Source organism: Arcicella sp. GW822-FHT02H01, assembly GCF_058802005.1.
Genome location: NZ_JBXANT010000001.1, coordinates 2,583,000 through 2,602,137, shown reverse-complemented (window position 1 = coordinate 2,602,137; position 19,138 = coordinate 2,583,000). Strand labels below are relative to the sequence as shown.

Annotated in this window: 17 protein-coding genes; 6 read left to right on the top strand and 11 right to left on the bottom strand. The window is 35.8% G+C overall.

The annotated features are described in order from the left end of the window. Positions 1–52 precede the first annotated feature (52 nt). Positions 53–1,258, bottom strand: a complete 1,206-nt coding sequence (locus tag AC1RNE_RS11160; RefSeq protein WP_492801044.1) for an acetyl-CoA C-acetyltransferase — start codon at positions 1,256–1,258, stop codon at positions 53–55. 181 nt (positions 1,259–1,439) lie between these two features. On the opposite strand from AC1RNE_RS11160, the gene AC1RNE_RS11155 reads away from it, so the two are divergent. Then, entirely contained in the window at positions 1,440–1,811 is a 372-nt protein-coding gene (locus tag AC1RNE_RS11155) for a hypothetical protein (protein WP_492801043.1), read from the top strand. A 410-nt stretch (positions 1,812–2,221) separates the two neighbouring features. Here the strand turns inward: AC1RNE_RS11155 and AC1RNE_RS11150 are convergent, their stop codons facing one another. Further along, positions 2,222–2,779, bottom strand: a complete 558-nt coding sequence (locus AC1RNE_RS11150) for an RNA polymerase sigma factor (protein ID WP_309921773.1) — start codon at positions 2,777–2,779, stop codon at positions 2,222–2,224. A gap of 155 nt (positions 2,780–2,934) precedes the next feature. On the opposite strand from AC1RNE_RS11150, the gene AC1RNE_RS11145 reads away from it, so the two are divergent. Together AC1RNE_RS11145 and AC1RNE_RS11140 are read left to right on the top strand one after the other, a co-directional pair. After that, on the top strand, positions 2,935–3,804 hold the full coding sequence (locus AC1RNE_RS11145) for an AraC family transcriptional regulator (protein ID WP_492801042.1): 870 nt from the start codon (positions 2,935–2,937) through the stop codon (positions 3,802–3,804). A 150-nt stretch (positions 3,805–3,954) separates the two neighbouring features. Beyond that, positions 3,955–5,238, top strand: a complete 1,284-nt coding sequence (locus AC1RNE_RS11140) for a metallophosphoesterase (protein WP_492801041.1) — start codon at positions 3,955–3,957, stop codon at positions 5,236–5,238. Between the two features lie 96 nt (positions 5,239–5,334). Here AC1RNE_RS11140 and AC1RNE_RS11135 read toward each other — a convergent pair whose 3' ends face one another. The 5 genes from AC1RNE_RS11135 to AC1RNE_RS11115 form a co-directional block, all read right to left on the bottom strand. Then, complete coding sequence (locus AC1RNE_RS11135; protein ID WP_492801040.1) at positions 5,335–6,165, bottom strand: DUF2490 domain-containing protein; 831 nt, start codon at positions 6,163–6,165, stop codon at positions 5,335–5,337. Between the two features lie 97 nt (positions 6,166–6,262). Further along, on the bottom strand, positions 6,263–7,717 hold the full coding sequence (locus tag AC1RNE_RS11130; protein ID WP_492801039.1) for an inorganic phosphate transporter: 1,455 nt from the start codon (positions 7,715–7,717) through the stop codon (positions 6,263–6,265). 262 nt (positions 7,718–7,979) lie between these two features. After that, entirely contained in the window at positions 7,980–8,972 is a 993-nt protein-coding gene (locus AC1RNE_RS11125) for a VWA domain-containing protein (RefSeq protein WP_492801038.1), read from the bottom strand. Positions 8,973–8,992: 20 nt separating this feature from the next. Then, positions 8,993–10,099: a hypothetical protein gene (locus AC1RNE_RS11120; protein WP_492801037.1), complete on the bottom strand. Its 1,107-nt coding sequence runs from the start codon at positions 10,097–10,099 to the stop codon at positions 8,993–8,995. Positions 10,100–10,146: 47 nt separating this feature from the next. Continuing rightward, positions 10,147–11,013, bottom strand: a complete 867-nt coding sequence (locus tag AC1RNE_RS11115) for a DUF58 domain-containing protein (RefSeq protein WP_323251592.1) — start codon at positions 11,011–11,013, stop codon at positions 10,147–10,149. 109 nt (positions 11,014–11,122) lie between these two features. On the opposite strand from AC1RNE_RS11115, the gene AC1RNE_RS11110 reads away from it, so the two are divergent. Both AC1RNE_RS11110 and AC1RNE_RS11105 read left to right on the top strand, forming a co-directional pair. After that, on the top strand, positions 11,123–11,521 hold the full coding sequence (locus tag AC1RNE_RS11110; RefSeq protein ID WP_492801036.1) for a DUF4296 domain-containing protein: 399 nt from the start codon (positions 11,123–11,125) through the stop codon (positions 11,519–11,521). Further along, complete coding sequence (locus tag AC1RNE_RS11105) at positions 11,521–12,852, top strand: DUF58 domain-containing protein (RefSeq protein WP_492803632.1); 1,332 nt, start codon at positions 11,521–11,523, stop codon at positions 12,850–12,852. The genes AC1RNE_RS11110 and AC1RNE_RS11105 overlap by 1 nt, the downstream gene beginning before the upstream one ends. Before the next feature lie 190 nt (positions 12,853–13,042). Here the strand turns inward: AC1RNE_RS11105 and AC1RNE_RS11100 are convergent, their stop codons facing one another. The 4 genes from AC1RNE_RS11100 to AC1RNE_RS11085 all read right to left on the bottom strand — a co-directional run bounded on the left by AC1RNE_RS11100 (position 13,043) and on the right by AC1RNE_RS11085 (position 16,303). Continuing rightward, on the bottom strand, positions 13,043–13,867 hold the full coding sequence (locus AC1RNE_RS11100; protein ID WP_492801035.1) for an anti-sigma factor: 825 nt from the start codon (positions 13,865–13,867) through the stop codon (positions 13,043–13,045). An 83-nt stretch (positions 13,868–13,950) separates the two neighbouring features. Continuing rightward, positions 13,951–14,538, bottom strand: a complete 588-nt coding sequence (locus AC1RNE_RS11095; RefSeq protein WP_492801034.1) for an RNA polymerase sigma factor — start codon at positions 14,536–14,538, stop codon at positions 13,951–13,953. A 440-nt stretch (positions 14,539–14,978) separates the two neighbouring features. Beyond that, positions 14,979–15,533 carry a fasciclin domain-containing protein gene (locus AC1RNE_RS11090; protein WP_492801033.1) on the bottom strand — a complete coding sequence of 185 codons (555 nt, stop codon included), beginning with the start codon at positions 15,531–15,533 and terminating at the stop codon, positions 14,979–14,981. Positions 15,534–15,850: 317 nt separating this feature from the next. Then, the gene (locus AC1RNE_RS11085; protein WP_492801032.1) at positions 15,851–16,303 is read right to left on the bottom strand and encodes a DUF1573 domain-containing protein; all 453 of its coding nucleotides are present in this window, start codon (positions 16,301–16,303) and stop codon (positions 15,851–15,853) included. 384 nt (positions 16,304–16,687) lie between these two features. Between AC1RNE_RS11085 and AC1RNE_RS11080 the strand changes: the two genes are divergently transcribed. Then, positions 16,688–19,021 carry an alpha-ketoacid dehydrogenase subunit alpha/beta gene (locus tag AC1RNE_RS11080; protein WP_492803631.1) on the top strand — a complete coding sequence of 778 codons (2,334 nt, stop codon included), beginning with the start codon at positions 16,688–16,690 and terminating at the stop codon, positions 19,019–19,021. Positions 19,022–19,138: the final 117 nt, after the last annotated feature.

Here is a 19,138-nt window from a genome sequence, read left to right as displayed (position 1 = left end):
CTGTTGTCTTAAAGTCTATAAAAAGTCCTAAAGTTCTTTAGTCTTCAAATCCTCAAGTCCTCTCAATAACAGTTGCAATGCCCATTCCTCCACCTATGCATAAACTAGCCAGACCTACATTTTTGTCTGTTCGTTCCAATTCATCCAAAAGTGTCATTAGGATAATAGCTCCTGTTGCTCCCAGAGGATGACCTAGTGCGATGGCTCCACCATTCACATTTACTTTGGAAGGGTCTATGTTTAGTATATCCATGTATAGCATCGGGATGGCAGCAAAAGCCTCGTTGACTTCAAATAAATCGATGTCGCTGATATTCATGCCATTGCGTTTTAATACTTTTTGCGTGGCAGGAATAGGGCCTGTCAGCATAATGGTTGGTTCAGAACCACAAACGCCAAAAGCTGTAATTTTTGCCCTTGGTTTAATGCCCATTTTTTCTCCCATTGCTTTACTGCCAATCAGAATACCTGCCGAGCCGTCTACAATCTGAGATGAATTGCCAGCATGGTGCAAATGTTTGATTTCATTGAGTTCAGGATATTTCATCAAAGCCAGATGGTCTAAGCCCATTTGACCAATCATTTCAAAAGCGGGTTTTAATGTTGAGAGTGAAGCTAAAGAAGTTTGTGGTCGCATACCTTCATCATAAGTCAATACTTCTTGTCCGATATCATCTTTTACAGCGAACATCGATTTAGCAAAACGGTTATTTTGATGAGCAATACCAGCACGTCTTTGCGATTCTACCGCATACGCATCTAGTGCCTCGCGACTATAGCCATATTTAGTAGCAATTAAATCTGCTGAAATACCTTGAGGAACAAATTTATGGTCGGCAATCAATTGAGGATTCATCATCATCGCCCCACCATCAGAACCCATTGCCACACGTGACATTGATTCAATTCCTCCTGCAATAATTAGCTCTTGTTGACCAGACATAACATAAGCCGCCGCCATGTTAACAGCTTCTAACCCTGAAGAACAAAAACGATTAATTTGTACACCTGCCACCCGTTGATCATAGCCAGCAGCCAATACCGCTGTTCGGGCAATGTCTGCTCCTTGTTCGCCAATAGGTGTTACACAACCCAGAATGACATCATCTACCAATGTAGTATCTAAATGATTGCGTTCACGGAGTTGTTGCAATACCTGTTGAGCGAGCTGAACAGGTTGAATATCGTGCAATGAACCATCCGATTTCCCTCGTCCACGGGGTGTCCGAACGGCATCATATATATAAGCTACATTCATTTGTGATGATGTTTTAATGATTGCTTTTAAATATTATTACGAATTTAATAAAAACATTATGCTAGCATACCAAATTTGGCACAATTTTTAGATTAAATTTAAAAAAACAATTAACTTAACAAATGTTTATTATCAGTACCTAATTGCTTCATTTTTAACTTAACAAGAAAATTATTCAATCATGAAAAAAACAATTGTTTTCGCAGCTCTTTTAACTTTTATCTCAATTTCAACATTTGCCCTTCAAAAAGAAACCACCACATCAAACAGTGCGAATGTAGCTCAAAATGATTCTTTGGAATACAAAGATTATTATGGTAGCTATAAAATGGCTGATAATCCTTATGTGCCAAAAATGAAAGTGTTCTTTAAAGCAGGCGAATTGTATGGACAAGCAGCAGATTATCCAGAGACTAAGCTAATGAAAAAGAAAGATGATGAATTTGAAGAAGGTAGCTTTGGCGCTCAAATTATATTTGTTCGCACGAGCGGATTGATATCAGGCGTGAAAGTAATTGTGCAAGGGCAAGAATTGCTAGGAACAAAGGAATAAAAAAACTCCTGTTACTAATCTTTATCTTTGATTACAAATTAAAGCCGCCACTTTAGTTTGTAATACATTAAAGATTATCATTCAGGAGTCTTGAATTTATACTAAAAGCTAGTATAAATATCGCTATAAAATTTAAGTGGGTAAATTGTGATTAGTTATTTACATCACAAATATATGTGTCTATACACGTATTATCAAAGGTTAAGAAGATAAAAAGCACGAATATTCAATTAGTGAGGTATTTTAGAGTTGTTTGAAAAATAATAGAGATGAAAAATCAACCTAAATGTTAATTGTATAATTGTAGCGTTAAAAATAGAGATAAGATAGAAAAGGGAGGATATATTCTGAAATAACTTATCTATCTACTATTTTTAGGAATACTTTAAAATAAATAGATAAGTAGTATATTACTGAGTCATCGCGATTCTTAATGTTTCTACGCCTCTGTGAATATTGTTATTAACAGACTGATAGTTAATCGACATTTTAGTGGCAATTTCTTGATTGCCCATTTTATCAAAATAGCGCATCTTTAAAGCCTGCGATACTCTGGTTGGCAACGACAACAAAGCTTTTTCAAGTTTAATGAACATTTCTTCTCGCTCTTCATTTTCATGAATATACGAAAAATGATACTTTTCCAACTGATGGGCAAGCTCTGAAATATTATCAAAAGGAACGCCAGTTCTCGATTCAGTAATTTTCCTGACCAAATCATGACGCAACGAAGTTTTTAAATAGGGTTCAATATTGTCAGTATCAGCAAGATTATGTTTTCTAAGCCATAAGTTTACGAATAAATCCTGTACGGTGTCTCTCACAAGCTCTATGTCTTGTGTTATTTTACTACCATAATTGACTAAAATTTTATGATTTAATTTATAAATCAAGTGAAAAGCCTGCTGATCTCCTTTCTTAAATCTTTGCCAAAGCTCGAAATTATCGTAATGCGGACGCTTAATCATCTTCAAATCTATTTTTATTACAATAAATTATAAAAAAACTTCATTACAAAGTGAACGTTTTTTTCTTACATAAACTTTTCCGTTATTAGTACATTTTGATACTATATTAGCATTAATTTTGAGCGACACCGTGATTCGGTAATAATTTACATAGCATGAAGCCATTATTTAGAAAAGTTCAGGTAATGCCCGAGCAATCATTCAATGTTAACAAGGATTTTGTTCCTTATTTTTATAATCATTGGCATTATCACCCAGAAATTGAAATAGTGTATATTTTTGAAGGAACTGGAACGCTTTTAGTAGGGAATGGTGTAAGAAGTTTCCGTGAAAACGATTTGATTATCATTGGCCCTAATGTACCTCACTTTTTTAGAAGTGACCCACATTATTTTGAACAAAACTCTACTTTAATGTCTCGTTCAATCGTGATTCACTTCAACCCAAATTTTTGGGGTGATGGCTTCATGAAAATACCAGAATCGATATTATTAAACGAATTATTTCAAAAGGCCAAAAAGGGATTACTTATTGGCGGAGGTGCACGTGAAAAAGTAGGCATTTTGATGGAAGAAATGTTAAACACCACTGGCATAGATAAAGTAATTCAGTTATTAAGCATTCTAAGCTATATAGCGAGTGCGGAAGATGTGATTGATTTATCAAAAACAGAATTTAATGTTTCTTTAGATGAATACAATACAAGAAGAATAGACATGATTTATTCTTTTTCATTGAACAACTTTGCCCGCGAAATTACTTTAGAAGAAGTAGCTGAGGTAGCTAATATCAGTGTAAATTCATTTTGCCGATATTTTAAAACCCATACGCGCAAAACATATTTTCAGTTTTTACAAGAACTTAGAATAGGGCACGCCTGTAAATTATTGGCAGGCGAAAAACTAAGTATATCGCAAGTGGCTTTTGAAAGTGGCTTTAATAATCTTTCACATTTCAATCGCTCGTTCAAATCATTGATGCAAATGAAACCACAGGCTTACCAAAGATTATATAGGAAAAAGTAAAAAATAGGGTAGAAAATTGCCGTTTATCATAAAAATAATGCCGTCCAGAACCTAGACTTACCGAATATCGTTTAGTTTAAAGGTGAAAATCACTCTGTCTCAATCATTTAATACTCTTTCTGTTATTGTTATATAATAGCCCTTACTTCAATGAATAAATTAATTATTATTCCAATTTTATCAATGATTCTCTTGTTGATTGATTGGTACGTTTGGCAAGCCGTAAAAGTTTCCGTTCAAAATACTTCTATTAATATACAGAACATTGTTAAATATGTTTTTTGGGCATTTACTGCTATCTCTATATTTGGGCTATGGTTATATAATTTCGCACCACCAGAATGGTTGGGTAAAACCCTTAGAACGATCATCTTGGTAGGTGTTTTTATCAGTTATATTTCTAAAATTTTTGTAGTACTATTTTTGTTAATTGACGATATCATTAGATTATTCCGTTGGGTAATTGCTAAATTTACAGGTTCTTCAGAAACTATTGTTACTACTACCACAACCGATACTCCTTCTGCATTAAATACACCTATTACTAGGAGTGAGTTTTTAATGAAGACGGCTGTTATTGCAGGCACAGTTCCTGCATTGGCATTAACATGGGGAATTATCTCAGGTGCTCACGATTATAGAATAAGAAGAGTAAAGCTAGCCTTGAAAAACTTACCAAAGGAGTTTGATGGTATGACGATAGCCCAAATTTCAGATATACACTCAGGTTCATTTTTTAATCGGGTGGCTGTAAAAGGTGGGGTTGAGATGTTGATGAAAGAAAAACCTGATGTGGTTTTCTTTACAGGCGACTTAGTGAACAACCTTGCTAGTGAAGTGCAAGAGTATATTGACATTTTCAATAAAATAAAAGCACCTTTAGGCGTATATAGCACTTTGGGAAATCATGATTATGCAGATTATGTAAACTGGGGTAATGATTTAGCAGGGAAACGAAAAAACCTGACAGATTTAATGCATGCACATAAAGTATTAGGTTACGATTTGCTGATGGACGAAAATAGATTTATTGAACAAGGTGGAGAAAAATTAGCGATTATTGGCGTGCAAAATATCAGTGGACAAAATCGTTTTCATACCTATGGCAATTTATCCAAAGCGGTGAAAGGTACGGAAGAAGCACCCGTAAAATTATTACTATCGCACGACCCAACCCACTGGGATAGAGAAGTAAATACAAAATACCAAGATATTGATGTGATGTTCTCTGGACATACGCACGGAACACAATTCGGGATTACGGTTGCAGGACAAACATGGACGCCCGCACAGTATGTTTACAAACAATGGGGAGGATTATATAAGGAAGGAGACCAACAACTGTATGTAAACCGTGGATATGGTTATATTGGTTATCCGGGTAGAGTAGGGATGCCTCCAGAAATTACGGTATTTGAACTAAAAAGAGCGTAGTATAATAGCGATACAAAATCATCAAAAAAAGGGGTCTAAAAACTGATTTTGACCACTTTTTTGATGATTTTGTATTAAAAATGACTCATGCTCTTATTACTTCTTAAACAATTGCTCAAAATTGCTCACTGCTAAATTTAGTTGAAGGATATTATTGACATCAACATTGTTCTTAGCACTGTTATTAAACTTAAATATCGTTTGTTGCATATAACCTGCTTCAACAGCCAAAAACTTATTGAATTTATATCCAAGTCCAATTAAGACACGATTTTGGTCTAGTAAATTAATGTTGCCTACTTGTTCTCCAGTATTGATGAACAATTCATTATAAGTCTGCGCATATAATGTTTTATCATCCATTTTAGCATGATTTATTGGCACGGTTACCTTTATCTGATAGCGAAAACGCTCTTTATAAGTAGTCGTTGAGAAATCACCACCATAAATAAAGCTTTTATCATTGAGTGCCTGATTTTTTCCGAACCAACGAAATTCATATCGTAGCCTGTGATCAATGCGTACTCTTCCCAGATTTTGCGTTAACATTACTTGCGGTGAAACACGGATTTCTGAAAAGAAAGCCGAAGGAGCACCTTCTGCAAAACGATTAGAGCCAATCCAACCCAAAGGCATTAATGAAAAACGAACATTAGGGTTAAACTGATAATGTACCCAAGGACGAAAAACGTGTTGATTAAGGTTGTTGTAAGGATTCCCCGTGGTGGTAGCAGCGTTGTAGTCACCTTGCATATCTTCACGACGATGCTGGTTTTCTAATTGCCAAGTGAATTTCCCCGCTATTTTTCCCGAGATATTGATGTCTGTCCAGCCATTAGAGATATGATAATATTGCCTTGGACTTTGGGAAAAGGATATGTTTAACAAGGTCAGCAATAGGATTGCCGACAATAAAAAGTTTTTCATTAGGATTTTCTATATTGGTAGTTGGGGTACTCGAAATGCTGTAATCAAAAAGAGATATGATAGAATAAAGCGCTACCACATCTCTTTTTTTAATGTATTATCCGATAATAGTACGTAGTAAATAGAATATTGTAGCAGAAACCAAAATGGTAACAGGCAATGTAAGTACCCAAGCCATTACGATACTTTTTACAGTGCCGCCTTGTAAGTTTTTAATCCCTTTTGATGCCACCATTGAACCTGCAATACCCGAAGAAAGTACGTGTGTGGTAGATACAGGCCATTTATATAAAGTAGATAAGGCAATAGTAAACGAAGCAACTAATTCAGCAGAAGCACCTTGTGCGTATGATAAATGTTGTTTCCCGATTTTCTCACCAACAGTTACTACAATACGTTTCCAGCCAATCATTGTTCCTAATCCTAATGAAAGTGCAATCATCCACATTACCCAAGTAGGAGCAAAATCTGTTAAAGAAGATAAGCCACTTGAAGAAGTACCAAAGGTAAAGAAAGCAGGAGCAGAACCAGCAGTAGCTTTTTTCAAAGCCTCTCTGTCGTCTTTGCTCAAGGTAACAGCATCACTTTCAGTCAATTTTTTAGAATATTTGTTGATAGAAAGAACATCTTTACGAATCTCTAATTTTTTATCAACTGATAAATTATCGTTTGTAAGTGTTTTATCATCTAAAATAACAATTAAGCCATTCGTAGCTTTAATGATTTTATGGTATCCTTCTTTTTCAGTAGCTGATAGTTTTGAAGTATCTATTTTCGTAACTATCTGTTGTACAGTGTTTACTTCAGCATGTAGTTTAAATGGGTCAACATCTGTATTAATCGCAAAATATCCCGGTAAGAAAGCAATCAAAATCATCATTACTAAACCAATACCTTTTTGTCCATCGTTACGGCCGTGGAAGAAACTTACCAATGTACAAGTAGTAAATAATATAGCACGAATCCACATCGGTGGAGGAGTGTCTTTTTTAGGCTCTTTGAAAATATCTTTATTAGAAATACCTTTTTTCATAAGGTACATCAACACAATAGCCACTGCAAAGCCAAATAATGGAGATAATAAAAGTGCTCTACCAATTTCAATAGCTTTGTCCCAGTTGACTGTTTCTAAGCCAGCCTTATTTTCTGGAAGTAATGCATAACCCACACCAATACCAATAATAGAACCAATTAATGTATGCGAAGAAGAAGCAGGAATACCAAAATACCAAGTTCCTAAGTTCCAAAGAATGGCAGTAATCAACATCGCTAGGGCAGTTGCCATGGAGTGATACACGTTGGGGTCGATGAGGAGCTCTGTTGGAAGCAAACCAATAATTGACATTGTTACACCAACACCGCCAGTAAGTAAGCCCAAGAAGTTCATTAATCCAGACCAAACTACTGCTTGCGTTGGTTTTAACGAATTGGTGTAAATTACTGTGGCTACAGCATTGGCTGTATCGTGAAAGCCATTGACGAATTCAAAAGCACAAGCCAAAAACAAACACAGGAAAAGTAAAATGAATAGAGACGTGTCTAATCCGAACATTATTTTATTGATTTGAAGAGCAACGAATCGCCCTAATGTTAACTTGAAAATTTACAGAAACTTTAGGTTATTAAGTAAGTTTTCAAGTATCGTGGTTTTTCATATTGGTAATTTCGCCACAAAGGTATAAATACTTAGTTATCGGAATGTTAAGGAATTATTAAATCTAAGCGTGAGAGTATTTAAATACAATTTAATAGATTTATTGTAGTTTTTGTTGGACTTTATTGTTGGTAAATGAATCAAACAATGCTATATTATTTTAATCTTCAAGAATATTCCCCATAAAGGTATTTTTGAAGGCGAATGATAAAAGTAAAAAGGCAATAGACCAACGTAAATAGGCATGATAAAAATCACGGACATTTCGCATTTTATTTTGTTTGATTTCTACCTTTTCTAAAAGGTTAATTTCTTCAAAAATTGTTTCTAACGATTTAGCATCTTTGGCCCTAAAAAACTTGCCTTCACTTACTTTCGCAATTTCACGAAGCGTGCCTTCATCTACTTTTTCGGTTTCATTTTTATTACTTCCCACGGCAATAGTATACACACGAATGCTAAATGCCTTCGCTAATAAGGCTGAGGTTACAGGGTCTAGATTACCCGATGTATTATCGCCGTCAGAAATAAGGATGGCAACTTTACTTTTTGATTCTATTTCTCTCAAACGATTGATGCACATTCCTAAGGCATTACCGATGGCGGTGCCTGAGGTTTGGATAAGTTGAGACGAAATTTCATCTACATATTCATCCAACATTTCGTAGTCAGTCGTCAAGGGGCATAAGGAGTAAGGCTCACCCGAAAAAATTACCATGCCAATTCTATCATGCAATCTGCCCCCAATAAACTTTTTAGCTACTTTTTTAGCAACTGCTAGTCTGGATGGTGGAATATCTTTGCTATCCATTGATTTTGAAATATCCAATGCAAGCATAATATCGATGCCTTCGGAAAATTCTTCGGTTTCGGAAATGACTTTTTGTGGACGAGCCAACGCCAAGAGCATCGTAGCAATAGATAATATTAAAAAGATAGCAGGAATAAAACGTAAATAACTTATCCAGTTAGATTGAATATCATTAGCAGGGAAAGAGATATTTAATTTTTGGATAGCCCCACCCCGAAGCCAGCCCCTCAGTAGAAAGAGCAATGGAATAACGGCTAATCCATACAGAAAAAAAGGATGGGCCCAATCAAAACCTGAAAGGGTAGAGGGTAAAAACCAATATTTTGAAAACCAATCTTGCATAAAAATGTAATTCGTTCAAGTTAAGAACTTTGTACCAGAACTTTTCGATGTTTTCGATAAAGAGTCTCTGCTAGTTCTTGAAGAATTTCCAATGAAGAGGCTGTTTTTTTAGAATAAATACCCCCATACACCGTCGCATCTATTTCTCTGAGTGCCTCCGACAAACGGATATCTTGTAAATTATCCAGAATCTCTTTCGTTGTAAAAGTAGTAAAAGGCTTACTCTCTAGGCGTTCTACATAATTTTTCCAGAGGATTACTGCTTTTTCAACATTTTCTAATCCTTTTTTCTGGTCATCAGTAGCCCTGCTTAGTCTTTGAAAACCCCTTTGATACTCATCATATCGGCGTCTGAATTGAAAAAGCTTAATCTGTCTTTTAATAGGAGTACCAAAAAACCAAAACGTCAGTACGCCTAAAAAACTTAGCCCAATAATAAATAGAAAGATTAAGGGATAATTAGGCTGTTGTGATAAAAGGATAACATTAGTATCCTTTTTTAAAGATAGCGTATCCATTTGTCCACTCTCAGCAATTGTACCTTTCAAACGGACATAATCCATAGGGGCAAATACACTCGTACAGTCCAATTGTTCTTTTACAAAAATAGGTAAGCTAAGTTCCTGAACAGGGGTTACCTCAAAGGAAATAAGGGTATAAATGGCACTATCCAGACTGCCTTTATCATCCGTAAGGGTTGGAAAGTATTCTCGAGAAACTAATTCGAAGGGTGCATAATTGAACGTAGAGTCTGGAAAGAAAATATCTGCCGTTGGCTTGTGTCGATAACTCAATGCATATTTTATGGGTAAACCTACTTTCAAACTCTCACTCATGAATTTCCCTCTAGGCAATTTCCAGTAAGTATTTTGGGCATTTGTCTGAGTGATTGAAAGACAGCATGTAAAACACAAGACGTAAGATACAAGACGCAAAACACAAGACTTTGAGTAAGGTTTGGGTGTTAAGACATAGGATTTAAGATGTAGGATATAAAACTTAATAGCATTAATACCAAAGTTGAACCTATGCTGAAACACCTGTAAAGTTTTGAAAACTTTGCAGGCAATCGTAATCTTTGATGTTTCTTTTAATGAATCTGTGAAGTTAATGTTTGAATACTTCATTAAAAAAGGGTTCATACTGAGTGTTACAACCAATGGGTTTGTATAGTCTACTTTCTTACTTTGAATAATTTTATTAGTTTAGGTACATAATCTTCCGAAGCATCAATGGCTAAATAATTGGCTCTATGTTGTTTACAAACCTGCTCTACTTGTTGAGAGTTTTTGTCGAAAAGAATTTTCATTCGATTCCTAAACCAACTCGACGAAGCATTTACCCATATCGTTTTACGTGTTTCAGTATCATACACTGGAATAATGCCCAAACGAGGTAAATTAGTTTCCCTCTGGTCGTACAAGTGAATAACGATTAAATCGTGTTTACGTGCCAATGCTTTTAGGTTTTCCTCATAGCCAGTATCAATAAAATCGGAAACTAAAATGACCAAACTCCTGCGTTTTAATACATTCAGGGTAAACAAAATCATCTTTTTCAGATTCGTCCCTGTCGATTCTGTTTTTAGCTTGAATAATTCCAGTATCGTTTGATAACCATGTTTTAGCGTATTGGCAGGTTTGATGTATTTTTCTTTTTGGTCAGAGAAACAAAGGAGCCCCACATGGCTGGCTTCTTTAATGGCAGATAGTGCCAACACCCCACAAATCTCTTTCGTAGTATCTAATTTAGAACGGTCGGTTCTGCCTACATCTTGTGAGGCACTTACATCAACTACAAAAAAAACGGATTGTTCTTTTTCTTCTTTAAAGATTTTGACATACGTCCCATGCCCTTTGGCAGAAGTGTTCCAGTCAATCAAGCGAACATCATCGCCGTATTGATATTGTCGTAAATCGCTAAATTCTAGACCCGAGCCTTTGAAGATAGAATGAAAATTTCCCCGCATCTGTGAAGTAACAGCCTTGCGGATTTTAATTTCATATTTATAAAGCTTGGCTAAAAATTCGTTGGGAGTCATTTATTATTATCATTCGTTGAAGCGTGCTTCAAACAAAAATCATTTCATAATTTTACTTAAAAAACTTTTACAAGTTTAAAACTAGCCAAATTCCCTGTAAATTTGAAATATGAGATTAATAATTCTGTTGATAGCAACTTTGTTGATAGCTTGCGGTTCGGAAGATAAGCCCGCAAACTTGATTGAACAAGATAAGATGGCAAAAATCTTGGCAGACATTCATGAAGCCGAAGCTAGTGTAAATAATATGCACTTGGGTAGCCAAGACTCTTCCTTGTTGGTGTATCAACGCCTACGTTGGAAGGTCATGAAAAAGCATCAAACTGATACTGCAACGTTTAATGTAAGCTTAAAGTATTATATATTAAACCCGAAGGTTTTTAAAAATATTTATGAAGAGGTAAAAATAGAACTAGAAGATAGACGCAAGGCCGTGAATAGTCCTAAGCTAACACCTATTGATACGTTAAAAAAAGCACCCGCTAATCATCCCGTGAAACAAATATGATACATTTTTTCAAGTCCTTGTATATTGCTAAAGTAGTATATTACTTTATTGTCGGGATTGTCTTTTTGTTTGTATTGGCTTTTGTATTCCCTTTTTTATTGGGTATTACACAGCTGTTTTTTATGGTATTGATATTAATGCTGTTAGTAGATAGCATTATTTTATATAAAACTAAGAAAGGAATTCTTTGTGAAAGGAACGTTCCTGAGAGACTTTCAAATGGCGATGAAAACCCAATTGCTATTTTTATCGAAAACCGTTATAGCTTTTCAATTCTACTAGAAATCATCGATGAAATTCCTTTTCAATTTCAGAAACGAGATTTACAGTTTAATACGACCTTAAAATCATCGGAAAAGCAAATTATTGAATATCAACTACGCCCAACTAAAAGAGGAGAGTATAGTTTTGGTGCAGTGAATGTATATGTAAAAAGCCCTATTCGCTTATTAAAACGTCGGTATCAGTTTTCTAATGAAAAAATGGTGGCTGTATATCCTTCTTTTCTACAAATGAGGGCTTACGAGTTAATGGCGATATCAAATAGGCTTACTGAATTAGGCATCAAAAAAATCCGTAGAATCGGTCAAAGTCAAGAATTTGAGCAAATCAGACAGTATGTTCAAGGTGATGACATCCGCAATATCAATTGGAAAGCTACGGCTCGTCGGAACGACATAATGGTCAATGCTTACCAAGAAGAAAAATCACAAAACGTATATAGCTTAATAGATAAAGGAAGGGTAATGCAGATGCCCTTTGATGGCCTATCGTTGTTAGACTATGCCATTAATGCAACGCTAATTTTATCTAACATTGCCATTAACAAACAAGATAAAGCAGGGGTAATTACTTTTTCAGATAGGATTGGACAGATTTTAACGGCAGATAAAAAGGCTGGACAAATGACAAAAATTTTGGAGTTATTGTATAAACAAAAAACGAGGTATCTGGAGACCGATTATGAAGCTTTATACATTTATACCAAAACGCATATTCGCCAGCGAAGTTTACTATTGTTATACACAAATTTTGAAACGGTAACGTCTATGCGCAGGCAATTGCCTTATTTTAGAAAACTTGCCAAAGACCACTTGTTAATGGTTATTTTTTTCGAGAATACAGAACTAAAGACATTGTTGGATAAGCCAGCAGTAACCACCGAAGAAATATATCATAAAACGATTGCAGAAAAATACTTCTATGAAAAACAGCAAATCGTTCGTGAATTAGCTCAATATGGTATTCAGGCATTATTAACGCCTCCTCAAAACCTCACTGTCAATACAGTAAACAAATACCTTGAACTTAAATCAAGAGGAATAATATAGGGCATTCGGGTATCGGATTTCGGGTATCAGTTAATCAATTCGATGAGCAATAAAAAAGCCTAAAAGTGAATTTTAAACACTTTTAGGCTTTTTTATTGATAATTAAGTAGTGTATATAAATATTTAAACTTTAGCGAAAGACCGCTCTCAATCACAATGGCGGAGCATTCCTCACTCACAATTCACAACTCTAAACTGCTCCCATTACATAAATAGCTCCTTTAGGCCCTGCTTCCGTAGTACTACCGCCAGTGTTCTCCAATGAAATTGCAAAAGCTGCGGCTGTCGAGAATGACCTCATTTTTAACAACATTGAATTCCCATCAATCATCCCTGCATCAACAGGTTTGCCGTCAACAATCGCCCAAAGCTGATATTGTTTTCCAGCAGGTGCGGTTGGTAAATTGAGCCCAGATAAATATACCGATTCTCTCGTTTGGTCAAAATACACCACGGCGCTAGCAGTTGGAAAATCTGGCTGACCTGCTAAGGGAATAATTTTTACATGAGGACTTCGCAAAATAGCTACCTCTTCTTGATAATTAGCTTTTAAGGTTTGTCCTTCATGTGCTAAAATTTGATTCCGAGATTCCAATGCAAGGACTTTCTCCTCAGAATTTCGCCAATTAGTAAAGAACCAAACATTTCCTGCAATACTGAGGGCTAAAAGCACCCATGAAGCTGCCATTTGCCAAGTATTTTTACCCCTGAGAGGCTTGATATTACTTTGAGGTTCTGGCGCAGGGGGTAGCTCTAGTGCTGACCATCCTGTATTTTCAGTGTTTGTTTGTTCTATCGTAAGGGCTTCCATTACTCTATTCTTAAGAGCAACAGGAGGTTCTTGTTCAAATTGAAGAGCATAATTTTCAAGCGTACCCTGTAATGCCGTCAGTTCTATCTGAAGGGCAGGATACTCTTCTAAGAGGCGTTCTACCTCCGCGGATTCCGCAGGGTTGGTAACTCCTAGCAAGTAGCTTTCCAAAATACCCGATTCTATGTATTCTTGAATGTTCATTTTTATAAATGTTGATCGTGGTTGATTTCTGTGAAAGATTGATTTCTGATTGACTTATACCGAACAATCATTAAATCGTTCAATTACAAATCAAAAAATCCAGTAAGGAATATTAATCCCAATTGAACAAAATACTGCCTTAATTGTGCAATGGCAGACTTTACTCTTGTTTTAACAGTTCCTAATGGAATACCAAATTCTTCAGCAACCTCTGCTTGAGTGTATCCTTTGAAATAAAGCAAATCAATAATTTGTTGATGTTCGGGCTTAAGGTTTTCTACTACCTTTTTTACCCCAATGGCATCAATATCAAATTGACTACCCCCTTGGCTATCGATGACTTGTACGTGGTCATCAATGTCTTGGTTTTTCTGCGAATTTTGGAATTCTTGTGAACGAATTCTATCGATGGCAGTATTTCTAGCCACATTCAGAATCCATGTAAATAATGTTCCTTTAGTACGATTATAAGCTTCGATATTCCGCCAAATCTTCACAAAGGTGTCTTGCATGACATCAGCGGCCACCTCTTCTGAGCGAACTATCTTCAGAATAACCCCGTAAAGTGCTGATGAGTAATTATCATACAAGATGGAGAATCCTCGCTCATCCTGACTTTGCAGTAAGGAAACGAGAGCTTCTTCAGCTATAATGGTTTTGCGTTTAGACATGAATGTTTGCTTCTCAATGAATGTAAGATGATGTGAAGAATAACCTTACTTAATATAACAACAAAATAGTAGTTATGTTTAAGGAAGTTTTTTCATACTTTACCTTCTTGTAAAAGGGCTTAATAAAGATAATGGGATTATTTCAATATTCTACGATTGAAATAATCTGTGTTTATAAAATTAATCTAACGGTTTAATAATCATTCATTTATGCGAGAAGTTTTTACGGAAATAATAACACTTTACTGTTTTACGCTTACTTAAATAATTAGAGAGACCGCATGGATAATTAGAAAGATGAGTGAGGAGAAATAAGTGGTTTGAAAACAAAGGACTTCCAAAAAGAAAGCCCTTTGTACATTACCCATTATTAAACCACACCTGTCTATTAGGCGTGAAGAAAGTGTTGATAACTAACTTCATACCTTTTGGATAAGGGATTACATTTTGGGTAATACCACGGCATCTAATACATGAATCACACCATTGGACTGATAGACATCATAAGTACTGATGTTTGAGGTGCCTCCATTTTCGTCTTTCAACATGATATTATGAGGACCATTCATCATTGCATATAATTTGCCACCACTCACCGTGTTTAATGTAGCAGTTCCGTTGCTGGCTTTAATAGCTTTTGCGATTGCATTGAAGTCTAACTTGCCCGCTACAACATGATACGTTAAAACTTTCACTAAGGTTGCTTTGTTCTCTGGTTTTAATAAATTTTCTACTGTTCCAGCAGGTAAATCTTCAAAAGCATCGTTTACAGGAGCAAAAACTGTGAAGGGTCCTTTGGTTTGTAGCGTACTGGCTAAATCGGCTGCTTTTACTGCGGCAACCAATGTAGTATGGACTTTAGAATTAACTGCATTTTGAACAATGTTCTTGGCGGGTAGCATTGCCTCTTTGCCTACTGTGACATTTTGAGCTTTTGATGTGAATGCAATAGCACTACAATAAGCTATTCCTAATACTAATATTAACTTTCTCATTTTATTTTGGCGGTTTATGTAAATTGTTGTTTTTAAACATTTCTAAACAGATTTACGCAAGCAATAACGTTTTGGATTTGAAGCTGTTTAAACTTTCCGTTTCTGAGGTGAAAGTATTGTATTTTTGAATTGATTTTTTCAAAATTTGCGAAGCATAGCATCGCTACGTTGAGTAAATTTTGGAACAAGCTATTCTAAAAGACTTAGTTTAACCCGAAAGGGAAAGTTTAAACAGCTTCTTTATTAAAGTACTTAAAAAACAAAAAAGGCGTAAACATTGCTGTCTACGCCTTTTTTCCTAAAATCTTAGAAAAATTTTATTTTGTCGCTTTCTTTTTTGCAGGAGCTTTTGCAGGAGCTACAGGAGCAGCAGCTGGAGCAGTAACTTCAGCAGGAGTACCTTTTGGAACTACCTCGCCTTTGAATGATAATACTATTTGAGGAGTCTCTGCATTACTAATAACAGTAACTGTTTTTGAAAAACCACCAGGACGACCAGCCGAGCTAAATGCTGCTGTTACCTTACCAGTTTTACCAGGCATTACAGGCTCTTTTGTCCAATCTGGTGTTGTACAACCGCATGAAGGCGAGGCATTAGAAATAACAACTGGTGCAGTACCTGTATTTGTGAATTCAAAAACGTGAGTTGCCACAACGCCTTCTTCTATTTTACCAAAATCATGAGATTCTGATTTGAATTTAATCACTCCTTGAGCATTAGCAAAAGAAGCAACAAATACCAATGCGAAAACGAAAAGTAATTTTTTCATATTAGCTTTAATAGTTTTGTTTTAAAATGATGTTAAAATAAATGTGAAAATTATTATAATTAGAACAAAGTGTTAAACGATGCTTTAAAATGAAAATTTTGGTTAATTTAATAAAAATTACCCTTAATTCACAAAACAAAAATAAAGTCTTATAGGTGCTTTACAAAATGTTTTATAGGTTTTAACAAATCATTAACAAGGGTATAAATTGCTTTGTTGAAAGCTTTACATTTGTTACCCTAATTAATTTTTGTTATTTTTGGTACTGAAACTTGTATATTATCGTTCATTTTTACCCATCTCACTGTCTTGGAAAACACACTTCTGTCAGAAACAATAGTATTTACCAAAGAATCAGTCTTGACTGATTACAAGGTTGCTCGCATGAGTCGTGAGTGTAGCCTTATTGTAAGAAAGGAAGTTTTTGCAGGGCGTGCTAAATTTGGAATCTATGGTGATGGTAAGGAGCTTTGTCAACTGGCTTTAGCTAGAGCAATGAAAGCAGGTGACTTTGTTTCAGGATATTATCGTGACCAAACCATTGTAGCCGCTGTTGGCGATATGACTTGGACTCAATATTTCTCACAATTATACGGACATCCAGACATTGCTTTTGACCCACACACAGGAGGAAGGGCAATGAATAATCACCATGCCACAAGATGGCTGGATGAAGAAGGAGAGTGGGTTGACCAAACAAAATTATTTAATTCAGTCGCAGGTGTTTCTTCAACGGCTGGACAAATGCCAAGGGCAGTCGGATTAGCATATTCTTCAAAATTATATAGACAACAACCAGAACTACACGAAATTTCAGAAAAATTTACCCGTAATGGTAACGAAGTGTGTTTCTCTACTATTGGAGATGCTTCTACCTCAGAAGGAATGTTCCTGGAATGTGTGAATGCCGCTGGCGTATTACAAATTCCTTTGGTGATGTCGGTATGGGATGATGGCTTTGGAATCTCTGTACCTTCTGAATATCAAACAACGAAGTCGTCTATCTCCAAAGCTTTGGCTGGTTATCAAAGAAATGAAGATGGTGCTGGCATAGAAATTTTTACGGTGAAGGCTTGGGACTATGTTGCTCTGATGGAAACATACCAAAAAGCAGCAACATTGGCCAGAGAATACCACATTCCGTCTTTAGTACATGTAGAAGATGCTACTCAACAGCAAGGACATTCTGCCTCAGGGTCACATGAAAGATATAAGTCTGCAGAAAGACTAAAATTTGAAGTGGATTTTGACTGTAATTTAAAATTCAGAGAATGGATTATTGCTGAAGGTATTGCCACTGAAGCCGAGTTAGAGAGCATTGACGAAGAAGCAGTGAAGGAAGCTAAAGCGTGCCAGAAAGCTGCTTGGACTGCTTATATGACCTCAATAAAGCCAGAAAGAGAAGATTTACTTTCTTTGTTATACCAAGCTGCTGCTGAAAGTGAAAATGGCGTTGAGATTAAAAAAATAGCGGAGGAATTACGCAAAGCTGTTAATCCAATTCATCATGAGAATGTAGTAGCCGCTAGAAAAGCACTCAGAGCTTTACGATTGGAAGATTTTTCTACTAAGCAAGGACTAAAAAAATGGCTTGAACAAACTGATGCCAAGAATGACCAACGGTTTAATTCTAGTCAGTTCAGTATTTCGAAATATTCGCCATTAAAAGTGCAGGAAATTAAGCCAGAGTATGAAATAAATTCCCCACTTTTAGATGGAAGAGAGATTTTAAATAAAAATTTCGACCATTTGTTCAGTACAGACCCCAGAATTTTTATTTTAGGCGAAGATGTGGGGAAAATTGGGGATGTAAATCAAACATTAGCAGGTTTACAAGAGAAATTTGGAGAGTTAAGAATAACAGATACAGGTATCAGAGAAATGACAATAGTAGGTCAAGGAATTGGTGCCGCAATGAGAGGCTTACGCCCAATCATTGAAATCCAGTATCTTGATTATATATTTTATCCTTTTGCTACTTTATCAGACGATTTAGCATGTTTGCAATACAGAACAGTAGGAGGGCAAAAAGCACCGTTAATCGTCAGAACACGAGGACACCGCTTAGAAGGAATTTGGCATTCGGGTTCACCCATGTCGGTTTTATTGGGTGGCTTAAGAGGAATCCATTTGTGTGTGCCAAGAAATATGACACAAGCAGCGGGAATGTATAATACATTATTGAGTTCAGATGACCCAGCAATCGTCATTGAATGTTTGAATGGCTATCGATTGAAAGAAAAATTGCCAGTCAATCTGCATGAAACAAAAGTACCATTGGGTGTGCCAGAGGTAATTCGTGAAGGGAGAGATATTACCATTGTTACTTATGGTTCAATGTGCAGAATTGTGATGGAGGCCGCTCGACAATTAGAAAACATGGATATTTCTATAGAAGTAATAGATGTACAGACATTGATGCCATTTGATATTTCGCATAGAATTGTTGAATCGATTAAGAAGACAAACAGAGTGATATTTGCTGATGAAGATATGCCTGGCGGAGGTTCGGCTTATATGATGCAACAAGTAGTGGATGGACAAAATGCCTACAGGTATTTAGATGCTAAACCAGTTTGTATGGCAGCGGTGCCACATCGACCAGCTTATAGTTCAGATGGTGATTATTTTTCTAAACCAAACGTTGAGAATGTAGTGGATACGGCCTACCAATTGATGGCAGAATGTTATCCTACAAAGTTTCCAGCTATTTATTAAATATTTTGGGATAGAAATACTTTTTTATATTTAGAAAAAGAGAAGAATTAACACTTTTTCCACTTTTTTAACTACTTAATTGCCTTTTAATAAATAATGTGAAGGTTTTAAGTTATT